The sequence below is a fragment of the Ramlibacter sp. genome, from assembly GCF_050250995.1.
Taxonomy (GTDB): domain Bacteria; phylum Pseudomonadota; class Gammaproteobacteria; order Burkholderiales; family Burkholderiaceae_C; genus Ramlibacter.
The window spans coordinates 85,620-105,584 of record NZ_JBFWNP010000011.1 but is presented as its reverse complement, the minus strand read 5'-3'; the positions used below and the strand labels follow the sequence as shown (position 1 = coordinate 105,584).

The 19,965-nt window shown below is 66.6% G+C and carries 29 protein-coding genes and 1 pseudogene; 21 read left to right on the top strand and 9 right to left on the bottom strand.

The features are described from left to right. The 13 genes and pseudogenes from tuf to AB7E83_RS10605 all read left to right on the top strand — a co-directional run. Positions 1 to 260 (top strand): annotated as a pseudogene (tuf, locus tag AB7E83_RS10665) (elongation factor Tu); the annotation flags it as partial. A 5-nt stretch (positions 261 to 265) separates the two neighbouring features. Next, positions 266 to 577: a 30S ribosomal protein S10 gene (gene rpsJ, locus AB7E83_RS10660; RefSeq protein ID WP_171562550.1), complete on the top strand. Its 312-nt coding sequence runs from the start codon at positions 266 to 268 to the stop codon at positions 575 to 577. A gap of 201 nt (positions 578 to 778) precedes the next feature. Then, positions 779 to 1,474, top strand: coding sequence for a 50S ribosomal protein L3 (rplC, locus tag AB7E83_RS10655; RefSeq protein WP_428568880.1), 696 nt, complete (start codon positions 779 to 781; stop codon positions 1,472 to 1,474). Continuing rightward, positions 1,475 to 2,095 (top strand): 50S ribosomal protein L4, encoded by a 621-nt coding sequence (gene rplD, locus AB7E83_RS10650; protein WP_428568878.1) that lies wholly within the window; start codon positions 1,475 to 1,477, stop codon positions 2,093 to 2,095. Further along, on the top strand, positions 2,092 to 2,412 hold the full coding sequence (rplW, locus tag AB7E83_RS10645; RefSeq protein ID WP_428568876.1) for a 50S ribosomal protein L23: 321 nt from the start codon (positions 2,092 to 2,094) through the stop codon (positions 2,410 to 2,412). Before rplD ends, rplW begins: the two co-directional genes overlap by 4 nt. 2 nt (positions 2,413 to 2,414) lie before the next feature. Next, entirely contained in the window at positions 2,415 to 3,239 is an 825-nt protein-coding gene (rplB, locus tag AB7E83_RS10640; RefSeq protein WP_428568874.1) for a 50S ribosomal protein L2, read from the top strand. A 12-nt stretch (positions 3,240 to 3,251) separates the two neighbouring features. Further along, entirely contained in the window at positions 3,252 to 3,530 is a 279-nt protein-coding gene (rpsS, locus tag AB7E83_RS10635) for a 30S ribosomal protein S19 (protein ID WP_428568871.1), read from the top strand. A gap of 9 nt (positions 3,531 to 3,539) precedes the next feature. Next, positions 3,540 to 3,872: a 50S ribosomal protein L22 gene (gene rplV / locus AB7E83_RS10630; protein ID WP_428568869.1), complete on the top strand. Its 333-nt coding sequence runs from the start codon at positions 3,540 to 3,542 to the stop codon at positions 3,870 to 3,872. 13 nt (positions 3,873 to 3,885) lie between these two features. Further along, a complete protein-coding gene (rpsC, locus tag AB7E83_RS10625) occupies positions 3,886 to 4,848 on the top strand; it encodes a 30S ribosomal protein S3 (protein WP_428568866.1) in 963 nt (320 codons plus the stop codon). Between the two features lie 3 nt (positions 4,849 to 4,851). Continuing rightward, positions 4,852 to 5,268: a 50S ribosomal protein L16 gene (gene rplP / locus AB7E83_RS10620; protein WP_428568863.1), complete on the top strand. Its 417-nt coding sequence runs from the start codon at positions 4,852 to 4,854 to the stop codon at positions 5,266 to 5,268. A gap of 18 nt (positions 5,269 to 5,286) precedes the next feature. Beyond that, positions 5,287 to 5,514 carry a 50S ribosomal protein L29 gene (rpmC, locus tag AB7E83_RS10615; protein ID WP_428568860.1) on the top strand — a complete coding sequence of 76 codons (228 nt, stop codon included), beginning with the start codon at positions 5,287 to 5,289 and terminating at the stop codon, positions 5,512 to 5,514. 11 nt (positions 5,515 to 5,525) lie between these two features. Next, on the top strand, positions 5,526 to 5,792 hold the full coding sequence (gene rpsQ / locus AB7E83_RS10610; protein ID WP_428568857.1) for a 30S ribosomal protein S17: 267 nt from the start codon (positions 5,526 to 5,528) through the stop codon (positions 5,790 to 5,792). Positions 5,793 to 5,866: 74 nt separating this feature from the next. Continuing rightward, positions 5,867 to 6,373 (top strand): peroxiredoxin, encoded by a 507-nt coding sequence (locus AB7E83_RS10605; protein WP_428568854.1) that lies wholly within the window; start codon positions 5,867 to 5,869, stop codon positions 6,371 to 6,373. Between the two features lie 84 nt (positions 6,374 to 6,457). On the opposite strand, the gene AB7E83_RS10600 is transcribed toward AB7E83_RS10605, so the two are convergent. Beyond that, a complete protein-coding gene (locus AB7E83_RS10600; protein ID WP_428568888.1) occupies positions 6,458 to 6,931 on the bottom strand; it encodes a GNAT family N-acetyltransferase in 474 nt (157 codons plus the stop codon). A 161-nt stretch (positions 6,932 to 7,092) separates the two neighbouring features. Between AB7E83_RS10600 and AB7E83_RS10595 the strand changes: the two genes are divergently transcribed. Together AB7E83_RS10595 and AB7E83_RS10590 are read left to right on the top strand one after the other, a co-directional pair. Further along, positions 7,093 to 7,914, top strand: coding sequence for a hypothetical protein (locus AB7E83_RS10595; RefSeq protein ID WP_428568852.1), 822 nt, complete (start codon positions 7,093 to 7,095; stop codon positions 7,912 to 7,914). A gap of 37 nt (positions 7,915 to 7,951) precedes the next feature. Continuing rightward, positions 7,952 to 8,539, top strand: a complete 588-nt coding sequence (locus AB7E83_RS10590; protein ID WP_428568850.1) for a YceI family protein — start codon at positions 7,952 to 7,954, stop codon at positions 8,537 to 8,539. Here AB7E83_RS10590 and AB7E83_RS10585 read toward each other — a convergent pair. Beyond that, positions 8,530 to 9,285 (bottom strand): alpha/beta fold hydrolase, encoded by a 756-nt coding sequence (locus AB7E83_RS10585; RefSeq protein WP_428568847.1) that lies wholly within the window; start codon positions 9,283 to 9,285, stop codon positions 8,530 to 8,532. The two genes, AB7E83_RS10590 and AB7E83_RS10585, sit on opposite strands and share 10 nt — an antisense overlap. Next, entirely contained in the window at positions 9,285 to 10,520 is a 1,236-nt protein-coding gene (locus AB7E83_RS10580) for a CaiB/BaiF CoA transferase family protein (protein ID WP_428568844.1), read from the bottom strand. The genes AB7E83_RS10585 and AB7E83_RS10580 overlap by 1 nt, the downstream gene beginning before the upstream one ends. A gap of 38 nt (positions 10,521 to 10,558) precedes the next feature. Between AB7E83_RS10580 and AB7E83_RS10575 the strand changes: the two genes are divergently transcribed. Genes AB7E83_RS10575 through ptsP form a run of 4 tightly spaced genes read left to right on the top strand, consistent with a single transcriptional unit; the run spans position 10,559 to position 14,244 of the window. Beyond that, on the top strand, positions 10,559 to 11,788 hold the full coding sequence (locus tag AB7E83_RS10575; protein WP_428568843.1) for an MFS transporter: 1,230 nt from the start codon (positions 10,559 to 10,561) through the stop codon (positions 11,786 to 11,788). Then, positions 11,785 to 12,240 (top strand): PTS sugar transporter subunit IIA, encoded by a 456-nt coding sequence (locus tag AB7E83_RS10570; protein WP_428568840.1) that lies wholly within the window; start codon positions 11,785 to 11,787, stop codon positions 12,238 to 12,240. The genes AB7E83_RS10575 and AB7E83_RS10570 overlap by 4 nt, the downstream gene beginning before the upstream one ends. Next, positions 12,209 to 12,478 (top strand): HPr family phosphocarrier protein, encoded by a 270-nt coding sequence (locus tag AB7E83_RS10565; RefSeq protein WP_428568838.1) that lies wholly within the window; start codon positions 12,209 to 12,211, stop codon positions 12,476 to 12,478. Before AB7E83_RS10570 ends, AB7E83_RS10565 begins: the two co-directional genes overlap by 32 nt. Further along, positions 12,475 to 14,244 carry a phosphoenolpyruvate--protein phosphotransferase gene (gene ptsP / locus AB7E83_RS10560; protein WP_428568836.1) on the top strand — a complete coding sequence of 590 codons (1,770 nt, stop codon included), beginning with the start codon at positions 12,475 to 12,477 and terminating at the stop codon, positions 14,242 to 14,244. The genes AB7E83_RS10565 and ptsP overlap by 4 nt, the downstream gene beginning before the upstream one ends. 16 nt (positions 14,245 to 14,260) lie before the next feature. Here the strand turns inward: ptsP and AB7E83_RS10555 are convergent, their stop codons facing one another. The 6 genes from AB7E83_RS10555 to AB7E83_RS10530 all read right to left on the bottom strand — a co-directional run bounded on the left by AB7E83_RS10555 (position 14,261) and on the right by AB7E83_RS10530 (position 18,432). After that, the gene (locus tag AB7E83_RS10555; RefSeq protein ID WP_428568833.1) at positions 14,261 to 15,088 is read right to left on the bottom strand and encodes a DMT family transporter; all 828 of its coding nucleotides are present in this window, start codon (positions 15,086 to 15,088) and stop codon (positions 14,261 to 14,263) included. 35 nt (positions 15,089 to 15,123) lie between these two features. Then, positions 15,124 to 16,119, bottom strand: a complete 996-nt coding sequence (gene lipA, locus AB7E83_RS10550; protein WP_428568830.1) for a lipoyl synthase — start codon at positions 16,117 to 16,119, stop codon at positions 15,124 to 15,126. After that, positions 16,116 to 16,739, bottom strand: a complete 624-nt coding sequence (gene lipB / locus AB7E83_RS10545; protein WP_428568885.1) for a lipoyl(octanoyl) transferase LipB — start codon at positions 16,737 to 16,739, stop codon at positions 16,116 to 16,118. The genes lipA and lipB overlap by 4 nt, the downstream gene beginning before the upstream one ends. A gap of 67 nt (positions 16,740 to 16,806) precedes the next feature. Continuing rightward, positions 16,807 to 17,085: a YbeD family protein gene (locus AB7E83_RS10540; RefSeq protein WP_428568827.1), complete on the bottom strand. Its 279-nt coding sequence runs from the start codon at positions 17,083 to 17,085 to the stop codon at positions 16,807 to 16,809. Further along, entirely contained in the window at positions 17,082 to 17,972 is an 891-nt protein-coding gene (locus AB7E83_RS10535; protein WP_428568824.1) for an aminotransferase class IV, read from the bottom strand. The genes AB7E83_RS10540 and AB7E83_RS10535 overlap by 4 nt, the downstream gene beginning before the upstream one ends. 16 nt (positions 17,973 to 17,988) lie before the next feature. Continuing rightward, positions 17,989 to 18,432 carry a CopD family protein gene (locus AB7E83_RS10530; protein WP_428568822.1) on the bottom strand — a complete coding sequence of 148 codons (444 nt, stop codon included), beginning with the start codon at positions 18,430 to 18,432 and terminating at the stop codon, positions 17,989 to 17,991. 155 nt (positions 18,433 to 18,587) lie between these two features. Between AB7E83_RS10530 and AB7E83_RS10525 the strand changes: the two genes are divergently transcribed. Together AB7E83_RS10525 and atpB are read left to right on the top strand one after the other, a co-directional pair. Next, on the top strand, positions 18,588 to 19,070 hold the full coding sequence (locus tag AB7E83_RS10525) for an ATP synthase subunit I (protein WP_428568819.1): 483 nt from the start codon (positions 18,588 to 18,590) through the stop codon (positions 19,068 to 19,070). An 8-nt stretch (positions 19,071 to 19,078) separates the two neighbouring features. Continuing rightward, complete coding sequence (gene atpB / locus AB7E83_RS10520; RefSeq protein ID WP_428568816.1) at positions 19,079 to 19,930, top strand: F0F1 ATP synthase subunit A; 852 nt, start codon at positions 19,079 to 19,081, stop codon at positions 19,928 to 19,930. The last annotated feature ends 35 nt before the right edge of the window (positions 19,931 to 19,965 follow it).

Here is a 19,965-nt window from a genome sequence, read left to right as displayed (position 1 = left end):
TCTACGTGCTGAGCAAGGACGAGGGCGGCCGCCACACGCCGTTCTTCAACAACTACCGCCCGCAGTTCTACTTCCGCACGACCGACGTGACCGGCTCGATCGAGCTGCCGAAGGACAAGGAAATGGTTATGCCCGGCGACAACGTGTCGATCACGGTCAAGCTGATCGCCCCGATCGCCATGGAAGAAGGCCTGCGTTTCGCCATCCGTGAAGGTGGCAAGACCGTGGGTTCGGGCGTCGTTGCCAAGATCATGGAGTAATCGACATGGCCAGCCAGAAGATCCGCATCCGCCTCAAGGCCTTCGATTACAAGCTGATCGACCAGTCCGCCGCCGAGATCGTCGACACCGCCAAGCGCACCGGCGCCATCGTCAAGGGCCCGGTGCCCCTGCCGACGCGCATGAAGCGCTTCGACATCCTGCGTTCGCCGCACGTCAACAAGTCGAGCCGCGACCAGTTCGAGATCCGCACGCACCAGCGCCTGATGGACATCGTCGACCCGACCGACAAGACCGTGGACGCGCTGATGAAGCTCGACCTGCCGGCCGGCGTCGACGTCGAAATCAAGCTGCAGTAAGCCGCACTTGCCGTCCTGCCAAGGCCGCCTTCGGGCGGCCTTTTTCATGGCGTGCGGTAGAGCCGGAAGGCTGCTACAATCGCGGGCTTCGTCCGATTTCGGTCGGGCGGAGCTTTTTATCAACCCTCTTTCGCAGGGCCTTCGAGGCCCAGACGCAGAAGCCAATTGCAGCGGCTGCGGCGAGAGCAACGGAGTAACAACATGAGCTTGAGCAGCCTCGGGTTGCTGGGCCGGAAGGTGGGCATGATGCGCCTCTTCACCGACGACGGCGACGCCGTGCCGGTGACGGTGGTGGATGTGTCCAACAACCGCGTCACCCAGGTCAAGACCCAGGAAAACGACGGCTACGTGGCCCTGCAGGTCACGTTCGGTGCGCGCAAGGCCTCGCGTGTCACCAAGCCGGCCGCCGGCCACCTCGCCAAGGCGGGTGTCGAAGCCGGTGAAGTCATCCAGGAATTCCGTGTCGACGCCGATGTCGCGGGCAAGTACGCCGCCGGCGCCACCGTTCCGGTGCAGGACATCTTTGCCGTCGGCCAGCGCGTTGACGTGCAGGGCACCTCCATCGGCAAGGGCTTCACGGGCACGATCAAGCGCCACAACTTCAAGTCGCAGCGCGCGTCGCACGGCAACAGCCGTTCGCACAACGTGCCGGGCTCGATCTCGATGGCGCAGGACCCGGGCCGCGTGTTCCCCGGCAAGAAGATGTCGGGCCATCGCGGCGACGTCACCGTCACCACCCAGAACCTCGACGTCGTCCGCGTGGACGAAGCCCGCGGCCTGCTGCTGATCCGCGGCGCGGTCCCCGGCGCGAAGAACGGTTTCGTGACCGTGCTGCCCGCCGTCAAGGGCCAGCCGAAGCCGGCCGCCGCCGCAGCGCCGGCGAAGGGAGCCAAGTAAATGCAACTCGAACTCCTGAACGAGCAGGGCCAGGCCTCCTCCAAGGTCGACGCGCCCGAGACGGTCTTCGGCCGCGAGTACAACGAAGCGCTGGTCCACCAGATCGTCGTTGCCTTCCAGGCGAACGCCCGTCAAGGCACGCGCGCCCAGAAGGACCGCGAGCAGGTCAAGCACTCGACCAAGAAGCCGTTCCGCCAGAAGGGCACGGGCCGCGCCCGCGCCGGCATGACGTCCTCGCCGCTGTGGCGCGGAGGCGGCCGCACCTTCCCGAACAGCCCGGAAGAGAACTTCACCCAGAAGATCAACAAGAAGATGTACCGCGCCGGCATGGCGTCCATTTTCTCGCAGCTCGCCCGCGACGGGCGTCTGGCCGTCGTCGAGTCGCTCAAGCTCGATGGCCCCAAGACCAAGCAGCTGGCAGCCCGGTTCAAGGCCATGAACCTGGAATCGGTGATGGTGATCGCCGATGAAGTCGATGAAAACCTGTACCTCGCCTCCCGCAACCTGCGCAACGTGCTCGTCGTCGAGCCGCGTTACGCCGATCCGGTGAGCCTGGTGCATTACAAGAAAGTGCTCGTCACCAAGGGCGCGATCGACAAGCTCAAGGAGATGTTCGCATGACCGCAGCATCGAAAAAGTTTGACGAAGGCCGCCTGATGAAGGTGCTGGTCGAGCCCATCGTGTCCGAGAAGGCCACGCATGTCGCCGACAAGACCAATGCCGTCACGTTCAAGGTCCTGCAGGACGCCACCAAGCCCGAGATCAAGGCCGCCGTCGAACTGATGTTCAAGGTGGAAGTCAAGGGCGTGTCCGTGGTGAACATCAAGGGCAAGGTCAAGAAATTCGGTCGCTCGATCGGCCGCCGCGACAACATCCGCAAGGCGTACGTTCGCCTGGCCGCCGGCCAGGAGTTGAACTTCTCCGGGGAGACCGCTTAATCATGGCCGTCATCAAGATGAAACCGACCTCCGCCGGGCAGCGCCAGGTGGTCAAGGTCACGCGCGATCACCTGTACAAGGGCGATCCGTACGCGCCGCTGCTGGAGAAGAAGTTCCAGAAGGCCGGCCGCAACAACAATGGTCACATCACCATCCGCCATCGTGGCGGCGGGCACAAGCACCATTACCGCGTCGTCGACTTCGTGCGCAACAAGGACGGCGTGCCGGCGAAGGTCGAGCGCATCGAGTACGACCCGAACCGCACGGCCCACATCGCCCTCGTGGTGTATGCCGACGGCGAGCGCCGCTACATCATCGCGCCGCGCGGCCTGGAAGTGGGCGCGCAGCTCGTGTCCGGCTCCGAAGCGCCGATCCGCGCCGGCAACACCCTGCCGATCCGCAACATCCCGGTGGGCTCGACGATCCATTGCATCGAGATGCAGCCCGGCAAGGGCGCGCAGATCGCGCGTTCGGCCGGCACGTCGGCCACGCTGCTGGCTCGCGAAGGCACGTACGCCCAGGTCCGCATGCGCTCGGGTGAGGTTCGCAAGATCCACATCGAGTGCCGCGCCACCATCGGCGAGGTCGCCAACGAAGAGCACAGCCTGCGCCAGCTCGGCAAGGCCGGCGTCAAGCGCCACATGGGCATCCGCCCGACGGTGCGCGGCGTCGCCATGAACCCGATCGACCACCCGCACGGCGGCGGCGAAGGCCGTACCGGCACGGGCGGCCATCCGGTCGATCCGTGGGGCAACCTGACCAAGGGTTACCGCACGCGTGCCAACAAGCGGACGCAGACGTTCATCGTCGCGCGCCGGAAGAAATAAGGAGTCGATGCAATGACGCGTTCGCTCAAAAAAGGTCCGTTCGTCGACTACCACCTCGTCGCCAAGGTCGAGAAGTCTGTCGCCACCAAGGACAAGAAGCCGATCCGCACGTGGTCGCGCCGCTCGATGGTCCTGCCCGATTTCATCGGCCTCACCATCGCCGTCCACAACGGCAAGCAGCACGTGCCGGTCTACATCACCGACCAGATGGTCGGGCACAAGCTCGGCGAGTTCGCGCTGACCCGCACGTTCAAGGGTCACCCGGCCGACAAGAAAGTCGTGAAGAAGTGAGGATGAACCATGACTGAAACTCGTGCAGTCCTGCGCGGCGTGCGCCTCTCCGTGGACAAGGGCCGGCTCGTTGCCGACCTGATCCGCGGCAAGAAGGTGGACCAGGCGCTCAACATCCTGAACTTCACCCAGAAGAAGGGCGCGATCATCGTGCGCAAGGTTCTGGAGTCCGCGATCGCCAACGCCGAGCACAACGACGGCGCCGACATCGACGAACTGAAGGTCAAGACGATCTACGTGGAGCAGGGCGCCACGCTCAAGCGCTTCACGGCTCGCGCCAAGGGCCGCGGCAACCGCATCAGCAAGCCCACGTGCCACGTGTACGTGACGGTCGGCAACTGAGGCAAGGAAGAACATGGGACAGAAAATCCATCCGACCGGCTTCCGCCTCGCGGTCACCCGCAACTGGAACAGCCGCTGGTATGCGAACAACAAGAACTTCGCCGACATGCTCGGCGAGGACATCAAGGTTCGCGACTACCTCAAGACCAAGCTGAAGAGCGCCGCCGTCAGCCGCGTGCTGATCGAGCGTCCGGCCAAGAACGCCCGCATCACGATTTACTCCGCCCGCCCGGGCGTGGTGATCGGCAAGAAGGGCGAGGACATCGAGAACCTCAAGAAGGAACTCGCCAAGCGCCTGGGCGTGCCCGTCGCGGTCAACATCGAGGAAGTGCGCAAGCCCGAAGTCGATGCTCAGCTCATCGCCGACTCGATCACCCAGCAGCTCGAGAAGCGGATCATGTTCCGCCGCGCCATGAAGCGCGCGATGCAGAACGCGATGCGTCTTGGCGCCCAGGGCATCAAGATCATGTCGGCCGGCCGCCTGAACGGCATCGAGATCGCTCGTACCGAGTGGTATCGCGAAGGCCGCGTGCCCCTTCACACGCTGCGCGCGGACATCGACTATGGCTTCTCCGAAGCCAAGACGACGTACGGCGTGATCGGCGTGAAGGTGTGGGTCTACAAGGGCGACACGCTCGGCATGCGCGATGCGCCGAACCTCGACGCGACGCCGCGTCCCGAAGGCGAAGAGCGCCGCGGCCCGCGCGGCCCGCGCCGTGACGGCGACCGCCGTGGCGGCCCTGGCGGCCCCGGCGGCAACCGTGGCGGTCCCCGCCGCGGCCCTGGCGGCGGTGGCGGTGGCTACTCCGCTGGCGCCGGCAACGCGGCGCCTGCCGATGGCTCCGACAAGCCGCAAGAAGCAACTGGAGGCGCGGACGCGCCGAAATCCGCCGTTAAGCGCGTCGCCCGCAAGGCAGCCGCGCCGGGCACCGGCAGCGGCACGAGTGCTGCGCCGTCCGACGGCAAAGGAGAGTAAAAAATGCTGCAACCCGCTCGCCGCAAATACCGCAAAGAGCAAAAAGGCCGCAACACCGGACTGGCGACCACGGGCAATGCCGTGGCCTTCGGCGATTTCGGCTTGAAATGCACCGACCGCGGCCGCCTCACGGCGCGCCAGATCGAGGCCGCGCGTCGCGCGATCTCCCGTCACGTGAAGCGTGGCGGCCGCATCTGGATCCGCGTGTTTCCCGACAAGCCGATCTCGCAGAAGCCGGCCGAAGTCCGCATGGGCAACGGCAAGGGCAACCCCGAGTACTACGTGGCCGAAATCCAGCCGGGCAAGATCGTGTTCGAGATCGTCGGCGTTCCCGAGGAACTCGCGCGCGAAGCCTTCAAGCTCGCCGCCGCCAAGCTGCCCCTGCGCACGACTTTCGTCACGCGCATGATCGGCGCCTGATCCGAGGAGACGACGAACATGACCAAATCCGCTGATCTCCGCAAGAAGGACGCCGCCGGCGTCGAACAGGAAGTGAAGGACCTGCAGAAGGCGCACTTCGGACTGCGCATGCAGAAGGCCACGCAGCAGCTGTCGAACACCGCTTCGCTGCGCTCCACCCGCCGGGACATCGCCCGAGCGAAAACGATCCTGGCGCAGAAGCGCGCCGCCACCGAAGGTGGCTCGGATTCCTCCTCTACCAAGTGATCGGAGCGACCATGACGGAAAAGACCTCCCTCAAGCGCACCCTGATCGGCAAGGTGGTGAGCGACAAGCGTGCCAAGACCGTGACGGTCCTGGTCGAGCGCCGTGTGAAGCATCCGCTGTACGACAAGATCGTCATGCGTTCCAGCAAGTACCACGCCCATGACGAAAAGGGCGAGTACCACACCGGCGACGTCATCGAGATCACCGAAAGCCGGCCGATCTCGAAGACCAAGAACTGGGTCGCGACGCGCCTTGTCGAGAAGGCGATCGAGGTTTAATCCCCTCGTTCTGCGCGTTCGATGAAAAGCGGCTCACAATGTGGGCCGTTTTTCTTTTTTGCGAGGAGATATCGATGATCAAGGTTGGAGACGCCCTGCCCGACGTGACGCTGCAGGAGTATTCCGAAGTCGAAGGCAACGGCTGCAGCATCGGCCCGAACCCGGTCAAGGTCCGCGAGGCCGCCGCCGGCAAGACGATCGCGCTCTTCGCGTTGCCGGGCGCCTTTACGCCCACCTGCTCCGCCAAGCATGTCCCCGGCTACGTCGAGAAGTTCGACGAGCTGAAGAAATCGGGCGTCGACGAGATCTGGTGCCTGAGCGTGAACGACGCGCACGTGATGGGCGCCTGGGCGCGCGACCAGAAGAGCAACGGCAAGGTCCGCATGCTGGCCGACGGCAGCGCCGACTTCGCCAAGGCGACCGGCCTCACGCTCGATCTCACCGCGCGCGGCATGGGCCTGCGCAGCACACGCTATTCGATGCTCGTGAAGGACGGCAAGGTGGCGACGCTGAACGTCGAGGGACCGGGCAAGTTCGAAGTCAGCGACGCTGCCACGATGCTCAAGCAGGTCGCGAACTAGAGCCCCCACGCTCCCCGCTTCGCGAGGTTCGCTGCCCCCCGAGGGGGCTCTCGCGCCTTGGGGCGGCCCGGCGGCGCTCGGATCCTAAAGGTCGACCTTGAGGTAGTGCGCCCCCGCGATGGGGTTGTGGTAGTAGGGGGGAATCTCCTCGAACCCCAGTTCCGCGTAGAGGGCGCGCGCGGCTTCCATGTCGTCGAGCGTGTCGAGCAGCACGCTGCGGTAGCCGGCGAGGCGCGCCGCGTCGAGGATGGCCTCGGCCAGCTGGCGGCCCAGGCCGAAGCCGCGGAACGCCTTGCGCACGTAGAGGCGCTTCATCTCGGCGGCATCGGGATAGTCGGCCGTGTCCAGCGGGCGCAGCGCGCAGCAGCCCGCGAGGGCGCCATCCACGCGCGCGACCAGCAAGGTGCCACGGGGCGCCGCGTATTCGCCGGGCAGGGTCGCCAGTTCCTCGTCGAACTGCTGAAAACAGAGATCGACGCCGAGGCCCTGAGCGTATTCCCGAATGAGATCGCGTACCGAATCGAGTTCGTCCGGACGCTGCGGGGCGGTCAGTTGAATGTGGGGAAGTGCCGTGTCCACTCTCTTCGCAGGGCGATGCGGGGGTGTCAGTGTAGCGCCACGGTCTCTTCGTATTTTCCCGTGTTTGTGCAAAGCTCGCGAACTTTCCTCGTCCGCGGATGTCATGCTTCCATGGTGATGGATGAGCTGCGCTGCAAAACATGAATGAACTCCTCGGCAACCCTGCGGTGCAATCGGCTGCCGCACCATTTGTCGTCGCGCTTGCGGTAGCCGCAATCCTGGCCCGTACCCGATTCCTCGGCCTGGCACAGGTTGCAGGATTCGCGGTACTCGCCGCATTGGCGATCGGCTTTTCCTTCGAGTCGCTGTCGTCGACGATGCGCCTCGCGCTCGTCGGACTCGCAAGTGCCGTCATCGTCCTGGCTGTCGAGTACGCCGCGTCGATTCGAGTCCGTTATGCGGCAGGCCTCGTCGTGCCGATCGCTTTTGTGGCCACGCTGTGGGTGCTCTGGCGTTTCCTCGGCCAAAAGGAGCTGGCGACGGCCGTGCTCCAGGGCGCCGCTGCCGCCGCTTTCGTGGCCTACATCGCTGCATCCACCTTGTGGATTGGACAGGATCCGGTTCGCGGCGCGTCGACGGGGTTGATGCTAGGTGTCGGGACGGGCGCACTCGCCGTCCTGGGGGCTTCCGCGGTGCTCGGGCTTGCGGCGATTTCCGTCGGCGCTGCCGCGGGCGCCACTCTGCTCATCCAGATGATCCGGGGGCAGCCATCGCCCGTGGGCGCTTCGATTTCCCTGCCGGCGGCGATGGTCGCCGGACTCGCCGGAGTGCTGGCCGCCTTCAGTGCGTCCCTTCCTTGGTACTGCCTGTTGCCCGTGCTGCTGACGCCGATTCTTCCGCGCTGGGTCCCCGACGCGGGGCGGCCGGTGTGGTTGCGCGCCGTCCTGAACTCGCTCGCCGCATTGGCGCCGATGCTGATCGCCATCTTCCTGGCGTGGCGCGCAGCCACGTCGTCGTCATAGATTTCCCCCACAACGTGCCAAAGAGGATTTCCCGACCATGAAACGACTGACCACCCTGTTGCTGGCCATGCTGGCTTCCATGCCCCTGCTTGCCGCGCCTGTCACCTACAACATCGATCCCTTCCACTCGTATCCGAACTTCACCGTGAATCACCTCGGGATGACGACGATCCACGGGCGCTTCGACAGAATGACGGGGAAGGTGGTGCTCGACACCGCCGCGAAGACCGGCTCCCTGGAGGTGCGTATCCAGACGGCCACGGTCAATACGGGCGATGCGCGGCGCACCGACGGTGCCCGGTCGCGCGACGAGCACCTGCGCAATGCCGACTTCTTCAACAGCTCGGAATTCCCGGAGATGATCTACCGCTCGACCAAGCTGAATTTCGCGGGCGACAAGGTGGACAGTGTCGAGGGGACGTTGACGATGATCGGGGTGACCCGGCCCGTCACGCTGAAGGTGACGTCGTTCAACTGCGGCCCGCACCCGTTCAACAAGCGCGCGATGTGCGGCGCCTACGTCGAAGGTGCGATCAAGCGTACCGATTTCGGCATGAAGTTCGGCGTGCCCGGCGTGTCGGACGAAGTGAAGCTAATGATCGGTCTCGAGGCCTATCAGGAGTAAGCGTCGGATCGCCCTGCGGCGTCGAGCAGCAGGCGCGTGAGTTCGCCCGGGGCGCTGATCATCGGATCGTGCCCGGTCGGAAGCTCGACGACACGCGCACCGCCGCCGCCTTGCCACGCGCCATCCCAGAACTTCGGATCGCGCACGCGGCGGCGCACCACGTCGATCGTGCCGAGCGGCGGCTTCGTGCAGTCGACGAAGGTGCGCGGGACGGCGGCCACGCGGGCCACGTCGAAGTCGAGCGGGGCCTGGTAGGTATGGCCGGGATGCGGCGTCTGGCGCCGCTTCACCCATTCCAGATCGGAGCCGGCGAGGCCGAAAACCGCGGGGTCCGGCGCGGGGAAGCTGTACTCCGCCGAGGCCTGCGCGGCAGCCAGGCGCTGCTCGCGCGTCGCGCTGGCCTGCGTCGAGCTCCAGCTCTCGCCGGGCTTCGGAACGACCGCATCCACGTACACGAGGTGCTTCAGCCGGGCGCCCATCCGGTCGGCGATGGCGGTGCCCAGCATGCCGGCGTACGAATGCACGACGAGCACCACCGACTCCAGTTCCTCGGCCTCGAGGACATTCGCGACGTCGGCAATGTGCGTCTCGAGCGTGATCAGCGACGACAGCAGGTGCGCGCGTTCGCCCACGCCCGTGAGTGTCGGCGCGTACACGCGATGTCCCGCCGACGCAAGCGGAGCGACGACGCGCTGCCAGCACCACCCGCCATGCCAGGCGCCATGGACGAGAACGAAATTGGCCATCAGATCACCTTGTCCTTGCGAAGCGCGGCGAGCCGCGCTTCGTCGTAGCCGAGGAAGCTGGAAAGCACGTCCGCCGTGTGCTCGCCGAGCCGGGGCGGCGGCAGGTCGGTCCGCACCGGCGTGGCGCCGAGCTTCAGCGGGCTGGCCACGAGCCGCAGGTCCGGCTTCTGCGGATGCGCCCACGTGTCGATCATGCCCCGATGCTGGACGTGCGGATCGGCAAAGACCTCGGCGAGATTGTTGATCGAGCCGCAAGGCACCTTGGCGGCTTCGAGGGCGCGCAGCCAGTCCGTCTTGCCGCGCGTCTTCAGGATCGCTTCGAGCATCGGCACCAGCACCGCGCGATTGCGTACCCGGTCCGCGTTGCGCGTGAACCGCGCGTCCTGCGGCAGGTCCGAGCGGCCCGCGACTTCGCAGAACTTCGCGAACTGGCCGTCGTTGCCCACGGCCAGGATCATGTGATCCTTGGTGCCGTCGGCCGCCGGCGCCGTCTCGAACACCTGGTAAGGCACGATGTTCTGGTGCGCGTTGCCGGCGCGGCCCGGCACCTTGCCGCTCACGAGATAGGTGGCGCCGAGGTTCGCGAGCATCGCCACCTGCGCGTCGAGCAGCGCCATGTCCACGTGCTGGCCTTCGCCCGTGCGCTCGGCGTGGCGCAGCGCGGCGAGGATCGCGACGGTCGAATACATGCCCGTGAAAAGATCGGCGACGGCCACGCCGACCTTCTGCGGACCACCGCCGATGTCGTCGCGCTCGCCGGTGATGCTCATGAGGCCGCCCAGTCCCTGGATCGCGTAGTCATAGCCGGCGCGGTCGCTGTAGGGGCCGTTCTGGCCGAAACCGGTGATGCTGCAATAGACCAGGCGCGGATTCACCTGCTTCAGCGTCGCGTAGTCGAGGCCGTAGCGGGCCATGTCTCCCACCTTGAAGTTTTCGACGAACACGTCGCACTTCGCCGCGAGCTCGCGCACGAGCGCCTGCCCGCCGGGCGACGCGATGTCGCAGGTGACCGAGCGCTTGTTCCGGTTCGTGCCGAGGTAGTAGGCGGACTCGCCCGTGTCCTTGCCCTCGCTGTCCTGCAGGAAGGGCGGGCCCCAGCTGCGCGTGTCGTCGCCCGAGCCGGGACGCTCGATCTTGATCACGTCCGCGCCGAGGTCGGCAAGGGTCTGGGTACACCAGGGGCCCGCGAGCACGCGGGAGAGGTCGAGCACGACGATGCCATCCAGGGAGTTCATGCAGGCGATTTTGCGATGGAAACCGATAATGCGAGCCGATGTCCGTTCTCACCCGCCGCCAGGCCGTCGCGGTTTTCCTCGCCTTCGCCTTCGCCTACTTCTTCTCGGCCCTGATCCGCGCCATCACGGCGACGCTGTCGCCCACGCTCACGGTCGAATTCCGCCTCGACGCCGCCGAACTCGGCCTGCTCGCCGGGGGCTACTACCTCGGATTCTCGGCGACCCAGCTTCCGCTGGGCACCTGGCTCGATCGCCATGGGCCGAAGAAGGTGATCCTCGGCTTCCTGCTGGTCGCCGTCGCGGGCTGCGGCGCCTTCGCGCTCGCGACCGGCTTCGCGGGCCTGCTCGCCGCGCGTGTGCTGTGCGGCATCGGCGTCAGCGCCTGCCTCATGGCGCCGCTCACGGGATACCGGCGCTGGCTCTCGCCCACCGCGCAGTTGCGGGCGAATTCGTGGATGCTCATGACGGGCTCCTTCGGCATGCTCGCGTCGACGCTGCCCGTGCAATGGCTCATGCCCCTCATCGGATGGCGCGGCGTCTTCTGGGGACTCGCGGTGCTGACGGCGGTGTCGATGCTGGTGCTCGCCCGGCTGGTGCCCGCCTGGGACGAGCGCGACCCGGCCCAGCCCGCGGCGCCGGCGGCCAGCTACCGCGAGGTGATCCGTCATCCCTATTTCCGCCGCATGACGCCCATCGGCTTCTTCAGCTATGGCGGCATGATCGCGGTGCAGACGCTCTGGGCGGGTCCTTGGATGGTGCGGGTGGCCGGCTACGACCCGGTGGCCTCCGCGGGCGGCCTGTTCCTGCTCAATGCCTGCATGCTGGTCGCGTTCTGGATCTGGGGCATGCTCAGTCCGTGGCTGCAGCGGCACGGCTACACGACGGACCTGCTGATCGCGCGGGGACTGCCTCTCAGCTTTGTCGCGATGGCGGCGCTGATCGTGGCCGGCCCGGCCGCCGGCGCCGGCACGCTGGCACTTTTCTGCGTCGCGAGCACCTTCGTGTCGCTCGCGCAGCCCACGGTGGGGATGGTGTTCCCCGCGCACCAAGCGGGGCGGGCGCTCTCGGCGTACAACCTCGTGATCTTCTTCGGCGTCTTTGTCGTGCAATGGGGCATCGGCCTGGCCATCGACGCCTTCCGCGCGGCGGGACTCGCGGAAGTGGACGCGTTTCGCGCGGCCTTCGGTGTCTTCCTCGCAACGAGCCTCGTGTCCTATGGGTATTTCATGGCGGGCAGCCGCCATAATCCGATGGAACACAGCGAATGAACGCCCTTCTCATCATCGCCCACGCGCCGCTCGCCAACGCGTTGCGGCAGTGCGCGTTGCATGTGTTTCCCGACTGCGGACCGCACGTCGCCGCGATCGACGTGCAGCCGAACCTCTCGCCGGACGAGACGCTCGCCTCCGCCCGCATCGCGATGGACCAGCTGGTCCGCACGCCGGGCACGAAAGGCGTGCTCGTCATGACCGACATCTTCGGCGCGACGCCGAGCAATGTCGCGCAGAAGCTCGTCGACGGCGCGACCTCGCGCCTCATCACGGGCGTCAACCTGCCGATGCTGCTGCGTGGCGTCAGCTATCGCCACGAGCCGCTCGAACTGCTCGTCTCGCGCGCCGTCACCGGCGGCACCCAAGGCGTGATGCAGGTCGCCGTGACCGCCCCGCAGAACCAGCCCAAACGCAAACATGATCCGAACGCCGACGACCATCAGCAATAAGCTGGGCCTGCACGCCCGCGCCTCCGCCAAGCTCACCAAGCTCGCGGGCAGCTACCCCTGCGAGGTCTGGATGACCCGCAACGACCGGCGCGTCAATGCCAAGAGCATCATGGGCGTCATGATGCTGGCCGCCGGCATGGGAACCGAAGTCGTCGTCGAGACCGACGGCGAGCGCGAGAAGGAGTGCATGGATGCCATCCTGGCGCTGATCCACGACAAGTTTGGGGAAGGCGAGTGACCTTCTCGATCCACGGCATCGCCGTCGCGCGGGGCATCGCCATCGGCCGCGCGGTGCTGCTGGTCGCCGGGCGCGCGGATGTCGCGCACTACTTCATCCAGCCGTCGCAGGTCGAGTCCGAGATCGCGCGCGTGCGGGCGGGGCGCAACGCGGTGGTCGAAGAAATCCACCGGCACCAGCAGACCATCGCCGCGATGGGGCCGAAGGAAGCGCCGCAGGAGCTTGCCGCGCTGCTCGACGTCCACCTCATGCTGCTGCAGGACGAGGAGCTGATCTCCGGCGTGAAGCACTGGATCCAGGAGCGGCTGTACAACGCCGAATGGGCGCTCACGACCCAGCTCGAAGTGCTGTCGCGCCAGTTCGACGACATGGAGGACGACTACCTGCGCGAGCGCAAGGCCGACCTGGAGCAGGTGGCCGAACGCATCCTGCGCTACATGAAGGGCGGCGAGTCGCCGGTGGTGAGCCCGCCCGCGCCCAAGCGCAAGACGCAGCAGGACCTGCTGCTCGACGACAGCGTCGACGTGCCGCTGGTCCTGATCGCGCACGACCTCTCGCCGGCCGACATGCTGCAGTTCAAGCAGAGCGTCTTCGCGGGCTTCGTCACCGACGTCGGCGGCAAGACCTCGCACACCGCCATCGTCGCGCGCAGCATGGACATTCCGGCGGTGGTCGGCGCGCGCAGCGCGAGCCAGCTCGTGCGCCAGGACGACTGGGTCATCATCGATGGCGACTCGGGCGTGATGATCGTCGACCCCTCGCCCATCATCCTTGCCGAATACGGGTTCAAGCAGCGGCAGACCGAACTCGAGCGCGGCCGGCTCGCGCGCCTGCGTCACACGCCCGCCGTCACGCTCGACGGCCAGAAGATCGAACTGCTCGCCAACATCGAGCTGCCCGACGACGCGGCGGCGGCGCTCAAGGCGGGCGCGGTCGGCGTGGGCCTGTTCCGCAGCGAATTCCTCTTCATGGGCCGCGACGGCAAGATGCCCGACGAGCAGGAGCAGTACCTCGCCTACCGCCGCGCGGTGGAGGGCATGGAGGGCCTGCCCGTCACGATCCGAACCATCGACGTCGGCGCGGACAAGCCGCTCGACGAATCGCGGCACGACGATGCGCACCTGAATCCCGCGCTGGGCCTGCGCGCGATCCGCTGGAGCCTGTCGGAGCCGGAGATGTTCCGCACGCAGCTGCGCGCGATCCTGCGCGCGTCCGCGCACGGCAAGGTGAACATGCTGATCCCGATGCTCGCGCATGCGGGCGAGATCCGGCAGACGCTGTCGCTCATCGACTTCGCGCGCGCCGAACTCGACAACCGCGGCCAGGCCTACGGGCAGGTGGCCATCGGCGCGATGATCGAGATCCCGGCGGCGGCGCTGCAGGTGAAGACCTTCCTCAAGTACTTCGACTTCCTGTCGATCGGCACCAACGACCTGATCCAGTACACGCTGGCGATCGACCGTGCCGACGAATCGGTGGCGCACCTGTACGACCCGTGCCATCCCGCGGTGCTGCGGCTCGTGGCCGACACCATCGCCGCTTGCCGCGCGCTCGGCAAGGACGTGAGCGTTTGCGGCGAGATGGCGGGCGACGTGCAGTTCACGCGGCTGCTGCTCGGTCTGGGGCTGCGCAGCTTCTCGATGCACCCCGCGCAGATCCTGGCGGTGAAGCAGGAGATCCTTCGCGCGGACGCGGCAAGGCTCGCACCGTGGGCGAATGGCGTGCTCGAGTCCGAAGACCCGGCGAAGGACATGGCGGCCGCCTGAGCGGCGCCGCATCGCGTCATTTCACGCGCGTGCCGACGACGGCGGCGCCGATGATCAGCAGGGCCGCCGCCACGATGCTCGCATCGAAGCCGCGTCCGCTCACGAGGACCAGCAACGCGGTCGAGCCGAGCGGCGTGAGGTAGCTCAGGATGCCGATCTGCCGCGCATCGCCGAGCTTCAGCGCCTTGTCCCAGAGGAAGAACGCGGCGCCGAGGGGGCCGAGTCCCATGAGCGCGATGAGCAGCCAGTCCTGCGCATTCAGGCTCACGGAGGGCTCGAGGAGTGCGTGGCAAGCAAGCGAGAGCAGGCCCGACACGAGGCCGAACAAACCGATGGCCGATGTGGGAAACGGCTTCACGCGGCGCGTTGCCAGCGAGTACGTCGACCACATGAATGCCGAGCCGAGCGCGGGCAGGTAGCCCCAGGACCATGCGCCGCTCGCGCGCGACCCGCCGCCGCCGAGGATGGCAACCGCCGCGCCCGCGAAGCCGATCACGGCGGCAATGACGTGCAGCGGCTTCAGGCGCATGCCGGGCAGGAAAAGCGGCGCAAGCACGACGATCAGCAGCGGCCACAAATAGTTGACGAGGTTCGCTTCCACGGGCGGCGCGTGGCGCAGCGCGATGAACAGCAGGAAGTGGTAGCCGAAGAGCCCGTACACGCCGAGCGCGAGCGTGGACGCGGGCACGCGCCACTCGTGGATGCGGGGCAGGGCGAGCACGCTGCCGATGGCGAGCGCGATTCCGGTGAGGAGGAACGGCGGCACATGCCGGAGCGCGAGTCCGAGCGATGCGAGCGTCACCCACAGCGCGATCGCGCCGAGGGCATAGAGGTTGGCGGACATGGGGGCGAGCTTAGCGGGCGCGCCGAGCGCCGCGCTCAAGCGGCCTGCGCCGCCACCCCCGCCGCATGCGCCTGCTCGTCCGCATGATACGAACTGCGCACCATCGCCCCGACGGCCGCATGGCTGAAGCCCATCTCCCGCGCCTTCTCCTCGAACATCCGGAACGTGTCGGGATGCACGTAGCGGCGCACCGGCAGGTGCGACGTCGACGGCGCGAGGTACTGGCCGATGGTGAGCATGTCGATGTCGTGCTCGCGCATGTCGCGCATCACGCCCAGGATTTCCTCGTCGGTCTCGCCGAGGCCGACCATGATGCCGCTCTTGGTCGGCACATTCGGATGCAGCGCCTTGAACTTCTTCAACAGGTTCAGGCTGAACTTATAGTCGGACCCCGGACGGGCTTCCTTGTACAGGCGCGCGATCGTCTCGAGGTTGTGGTTCATCACGTCGGGCGGCGCGGCCTTCAGGATTTCCAGCGCGCGGTCGTCGCGGCCGCGGAAATCGGGCACGAGCACCTCGATCGTCGTTTCGGGCGACAGCTCGCGCGTCTTTCGGATGCACTCGACGAAGTGGCCCGCGCCGCCGTCGCGCAGGTCGTCGCGGTCGACGCTCGTGATCACCACGTATTTCAGCTTGAGCGCCGCGATGGTCTTCGCCAGGTTCAGCGGCTCGTCGGCGTCGAGCGGGTCGGGCCGGCCGTGGCCCACGTCGCAGAACGGGCAACGCCGCGTGCATTTGTCGCCCATGATCATGAAGGTCGCGGTGCCCTTGCCGAAGCATTCGCCGATGTTCGGGCACGACGCCTCCTCGCAGACCGTGTGGAGCTTGTGCTCGCGCAGGATCTGCTTGATCTCGTAGAAGCGCGTCGTGGGCGAGCCCGCCTTCACGCGGATCCATTCCGGCTTGCGCAGGATCTCGTGCGGCTCCACTTTGACGGGGATGCGCGACAGCTTGGCCGCGGCCTTCTGCTTGGCCGTGGCGTCGTAGGTGTCGACGGTCTGCGCTTCGCGCACGATGGGAGACGAACTCATGGGGTGCCCTTGGGCGACAGCAGTGCTTCGAGCTGGTGGCTCAGGACGGCTGCCGCTTCGTTCCAGGTGGTTGGGACGCCTATTTTAAGAAGATCGACTGTCCGCAGGCCGGGGTAGCCGCAGGGGTTGATCCGCTCGAAGGGTTGCAGGTCCATCGCCACGTTGAGCGCCACGCCGTGGTAGGTGCAATGGCGCGCGACCTTGATGCCGAGCGCGGCGATCTTGCCGAGGCCTTCGAACGTGTCGCGGCGCGGCCCGGTGAGCGCGGCATGCGAGAACGGATCGTCGAGCCGAACGTAGATGCCCGGTGCACCGGCGACGCGATGGCCGGTCACGCCGAAGTGCGCCAGCGTGCGCAGCACGGCCTCTTCGATCCGGTACACGTATTCCTTGACGAAGTAGCCGCCGCGACGCATGTCGACGAGCGGGTACGCCACGACCTGCCCCGGCCCGTGATACGTCACCTGGCCGCCGCGGTTGGTCGCAACGATCGGAATGTCGCCGGCCTCCAGCACGTGCTCGGGCTTGCCCGCGAGGCCCTGCGTGAACACCGGCGGGTGTTCGCAAAGCCACAGCTCGTCCGGGGTGTCTTCGCTTCGCGCTTCGGTGAACGCGCGCATGGCCTCGTACGTCGGGAGGTAGTCGACGCGGCCGAAGACGCGCGTTTCCACGGTCGGGCCGCCGGGGCTAGAGAACCACCTTCACCATCGGATGCGTCGACAGCGTGCGGTACAGCTCGTCGAGCTGTTCGCGGCTCGTCGCCGTGACGGTGATCGTGATGCCGAGGTATTTGCCTTCGCGGCTGTCGCGCAGTTCGACCGTCGCCGCGTCGAATTCGGGGTCGAACCGCTTGGCGATCGCGGTGACCGCATGCACGAAGCCGTCCACCTTCGTCCCCATCACCTTGATGGGGAACTTCGACGGGTATTCGATGAGGGAGTCCTGGCGCGTGGTGGAAGTGTTCATGGGGAAGTCTGCTTCGCCCGTTGGTAGCCGGCATAGAGCTTCTCGTAGATGGGGCCGGGCCGGCCGTTTCCAACCGGCTGGCCGTCGAGGCGCGTCACCGGCAGCACCTCCTTGCTCGCATTCGACAGCAGCAGCTCGTCGGCGGCGAAGACCTCGTCGCGCGAAATCCGGCGCAGCTCGAAGGGAACGCCCGCGTCGGCGCACAGTTGCTCCAGCAGGCCGAAGCGGATGCCCTCGAGCACCAGGTTGTCCCTGGGCGGGCCGAGCACCGTGCCGTCCTTCACGACCCACACGTTCGCGGACGCTCCCTCGCTGAGCCAGCCATCGCGGAACATGACGGTCTCGTTCGCGCCGACATCCGCGCTCATCTGGCGCGAGAGCACGGCGCCAGCGAGGCTGATGCTCTTGATGTGCGCCTTCTCCCAGCGGAAATCGTCGGCGGTGATGCACTTCACACCCTCCGCACGTTCCTGAGCGGTGGGCTGCGGGAGCCGGTTGGTCATCGCGAAGATCGTCGGCACGAGCCCGGGAATCATCGCGTGGTCGCGCATCGCCACGCCGCGCGTCACCTGCCAGTACACGAGCTGGTTCGTCTCGGCGAGCGGCTGGCCCATCTGCCGCGCATAGCGCTCGATCAGTCCGTCGATGATGGCGCGCCATTGCGCTGGCGTCATCGGATTCGGAATCCTCATCTCGCCCAGGCTGCGATCGAGCCGCGCCATGTGGCTGTCGAAGCGAAACGGCCGCCCGCCGTAGACGGGCACCACCTCGTACACGCCGTCGCCGAAGATGAAGCCGCGATCCATCACGCTGACCTTGGCTTCGCGCAGGCGGGTGAACTCGCCGTCGAGCCAGCAGGGGAGATCCGCGAGGTCGTTCGTGCTCATGCCGGCGATTCTCCGCTCAACGCCACAACATCACCGCCGCGATGGCGATCCAGCCGAGGCCGAGATTGATCTTGGCGAGCAGGGTGATCTGCTGCATCGCCGCGCCGCCCTTCGGCCAGTCCCCTGCCGCCACGGCGGCCTTCAGCTTTCGAAAAGGCGAAAACCAGATATGGCCGAAGATGAGCATCATCACCACGCCCAGGCCGGCCATGGCGTGCCAGCCCGGCGGCACGCCGCGCCCGCCCTGCATCAGCAGCCAGGCGCCGGTCGAAAGCAGCACCGCGATGCTCGCCGCGACGACGACGAAGAAGCGTCGCAGTACATCGGTGGCGAAGGGCAGGCGCTGCGGCGGCTGCAGGTGTGCATGGGCGGCTGGGCGCATCGCAAGCACGAGGAACGCCATGCCGCCCATCCAGAAGATGGCGGCGGCGAGATGGAGAAACAGTAGGAGGTTGTGCATGTCCGCGATTGTGCGGCCTGGCCGTGGCGCGGTAGGTAAAACTACTTGGCTGTCGGCGGCCACCTGACCGGGCCGTCAGACAAGGTCGATTTCGGCGGGGGTTTCTACTTATAATGAGCGGCTTTGCAAAATTCCCCGGGCGACACGCGGGCAACATGAAACACATCGCGCCCTATCCCGAGGAAGACAAGGATTCGGAGGAGCTCCCCGTGCAGCCGATCAGCGCCGAACAGGCGCGACGGCTGCGCGAGCAGAACCCGCCGGTCTCCCCCTGGCGGGTGGTCGCGGGTCAGGCGGTCGTGGCGGTCGTGACGGCATTGGCCGCATGGGCCTTCACCGGGAAGCAGAACGTCGGGTGGTCCGCCTTCTATGGCGCGATGGCCGTGGTGATTCCCGCGGCCGTGTTCGCGCGGGGGCTCACCGGGCGGTTCTCTTCGCTCAATGCCGGCACTGCCGCCATCGGGTTCCTGCTGTGGGAGATGGTCAAGATCGGGATTTCGGTGGCCATGCTGATGCTGGCGCCGAAACTTGTCCCGGGGTTGAGCTGGCCGGCGCTGCTGGTGGGTCTCATCCTCGCGATGAAGGTGTATTGGGTGGCGCTGGCCTTCAAGCCGCGTCCGAGACGAACTGAGAACTGAGACAAGAAATGGCTGCATCCGCAACCGGACCGACCGCTGGCGAATACATCGTCCACCACCTCGGCTTCCTTCAAAACCGCAAACCGACGGGCGTCGTCGATTTCGGCGTCTTCAATTTCGATTCGATCTTCTGGGCCACGCTGCTCGGCGTGCTCGGCTGCCTGCTCCTGTGGCGCGCCGCGCGCAAGGCCACGTCCGGCGTGCCGGGCCGCTTCCAGGCCGCCGTCGAGGTGCTGGTGGAAATGGTCGATTCGCAGGCCAAGGGCATCGTGCACAACGCACAGAGCCGCAAGTTCGTGGCGCCCCTCGCGCTCACCGTCTTCGTCTGGATCTTCCTGATGAACGCGATGGACCTGCTGCCCGTCGACCTCATTCCCCAGATCTGGCACGGCGTCGCGCCCGCCGTCGGCGCGCCCGACTACATGCGCGTCGTGCCGACCGCCGACCTCTCGGTCACGATGGGCCTGTCGCTCGCGGTGCTGCTGGTCTGCCTGTACTACAACGTCAAGATCAAGGGCGCGGGCGGCTGGATCCACGAGCTGTTCACGGCGCCCTTCGGCTCGCACCCGCTGCTGTGGCCGTTCAACTTCCTCATGCAGATCATCGAGTTCGTCGCCAAGACGGTCTCGCACGGCATGCGACTGTTCGGCAACATGTATGCCGGCGAGCTGATCTTCATGCTGATCGCGCTCATGGGCGGCGCCTGGTCGCTCTCGGCGACGGGCATCGGCCTGGCCATCGGCCACATCATCGCGGGCACCGCCTGGGCGATCTTCCACATCCTGATCATCACGCTGCAGGCGTTCGTGTTCATGATGCTGACGCTCGTCTACGTGGGCCAGGCGCACGACGCGCACTAAATCGAGTTTCTTTTTTCAGTTTCACCACCAACGTT

What these genes read in the sequence shown, in the direction of transcription:
- rpsJ (WP_171562550.1), top strand. Translation starts at nt 266, where the DNA reads ATGGCCAGCCAGAAGATCCGCATCCGCCTCAAGGCCTTCGATTACAAG.
- rplC (WP_428568880.1), top strand. Translation starts at nt 779, where the DNA reads ATGAGCTTGAGCAGCCTCGGGTTGCTGGGCCGGAAGGTGGGCATGATG.
- rplD (WP_428568878.1), top strand. Translation starts at nt 1,475, where the DNA reads ATGCAACTCGAACTCCTGAACGAGCAGGGCCAGGCCTCCTCCAAGGTC.
- rplW (WP_428568876.1), top strand. Translation starts at nt 2,092, where the DNA reads ATGACCGCAGCATCGAAAAAGTTTGACGAAGGCCGCCTGATGAAGGTG.
- rplB (WP_428568874.1), top strand. Translation starts at nt 2,415, where the DNA reads ATGGCCGTCATCAAGATGAAACCGACCTCCGCCGGGCAGCGCCAGGTG.
- rpsS (WP_428568871.1), top strand. Translation starts at nt 3,252, where the DNA reads ATGACGCGTTCGCTCAAAAAAGGTCCGTTCGTCGACTACCACCTCGTC.
- rplV (WP_428568869.1), top strand. Translation starts at nt 3,540, where the DNA reads ATGACTGAAACTCGTGCAGTCCTGCGCGGCGTGCGCCTCTCCGTGGAC.
- rpsC (WP_428568866.1), top strand. Translation starts at nt 3,886, where the DNA reads ATGGGACAGAAAATCCATCCGACCGGCTTCCGCCTCGCGGTCACCCGC.
- rplP (WP_428568863.1), top strand. Translation starts at nt 4,852, where the DNA reads ATGCTGCAACCCGCTCGCCGCAAATACCGCAAAGAGCAAAAAGGCCGC.
- rpmC (WP_428568860.1), top strand. Translation starts at nt 5,287, where the DNA reads ATGACCAAATCCGCTGATCTCCGCAAGAAGGACGCCGCCGGCGTCGAA.
- rpsQ (WP_428568857.1), top strand. Translation starts at nt 5,526, where the DNA reads ATGACGGAAAAGACCTCCCTCAAGCGCACCCTGATCGGCAAGGTGGTG.
- AB7E83_RS10605 (WP_428568854.1), top strand. Translation starts at nt 5,867, where the DNA reads ATGATCAAGGTTGGAGACGCCCTGCCCGACGTGACGCTGCAGGAGTAT.
- AB7E83_RS10595 (WP_428568852.1), top strand. Translation starts at nt 7,093, where the DNA reads ATGAATGAACTCCTCGGCAACCCTGCGGTGCAATCGGCTGCCGCACCA.
- AB7E83_RS10590 (WP_428568850.1), top strand. Translation starts at nt 7,952, where the DNA reads ATGAAACGACTGACCACCCTGTTGCTGGCCATGCTGGCTTCCATGCCC.
- AB7E83_RS10585 (WP_428568847.1), bottom strand. Translation starts at nt 9,285, where the DNA reads ATGGCCAATTTCGTTCTCGTCCATGGCGCCTGGCATGGCGGGTGGTGC.
- AB7E83_RS10580 (WP_428568844.1), bottom strand. Translation starts at nt 10,520, where the DNA reads ATGAACTCCCTGGATGGCATCGTCGTGCTCGACCTCTCCCGCGTGCTC.
- AB7E83_RS10575 (WP_428568843.1), top strand. Translation starts at nt 10,559, where the DNA reads ATGTCCGTTCTCACCCGCCGCCAGGCCGTCGCGGTTTTCCTCGCCTTC.
- AB7E83_RS10570 (WP_428568840.1), top strand. Translation starts at nt 11,785, where the DNA reads ATGAACGCCCTTCTCATCATCGCCCACGCGCCGCTCGCCAACGCGTTG.
- AB7E83_RS10565 (WP_428568838.1), top strand. Translation starts at nt 12,209, where the DNA reads ATGATCCGAACGCCGACGACCATCAGCAATAAGCTGGGCCTGCACGCC.
- AB7E83_RS10555 (WP_428568833.1), bottom strand. Translation starts at nt 15,088, where the DNA reads ATGTCCGCCAACCTCTATGCCCTCGGCGCGATCGCGCTGTGGGTGACG.
- lipA (WP_428568830.1), bottom strand. Translation starts at nt 16,119, where the DNA reads ATGAGTTCGTCTCCCATCGTGCGCGAAGCGCAGACCGTCGACACCTAC.
- lipB (WP_428568885.1), bottom strand. Translation starts at nt 16,739, where the DNA reads ATGCGCGCGTTCACCGAAGCGCGAAGCGAAGACACCCCGGACGAGCTG.
- AB7E83_RS10540 (WP_428568827.1), bottom strand. Translation starts at nt 17,085, where the DNA reads ATGAACACTTCCACCACGCGCCAGGACTCCCTCATCGAATACCCGTCG.
- AB7E83_RS10535 (WP_428568824.1), bottom strand. Translation starts at nt 17,972, where the DNA reads ATGAGCACGAACGACCTCGCGGATCTCCCCTGCTGGCTCGACGGCGAG.
- AB7E83_RS10530 (WP_428568822.1), bottom strand. Translation starts at nt 18,432, where the DNA reads ATGCACAACCTCCTACTGTTTCTCCATCTCGCCGCCGCCATCTTCTGG.
- AB7E83_RS10525 (WP_428568819.1), top strand. Translation starts at nt 18,588, where the DNA reads ATGAAACACATCGCGCCCTATCCCGAGGAAGACAAGGATTCGGAGGAG.
- atpB (WP_428568816.1), top strand. Translation starts at nt 19,079, where the DNA reads ATGGCTGCATCCGCAACCGGACCGACCGCTGGCGAATACATCGTCCAC.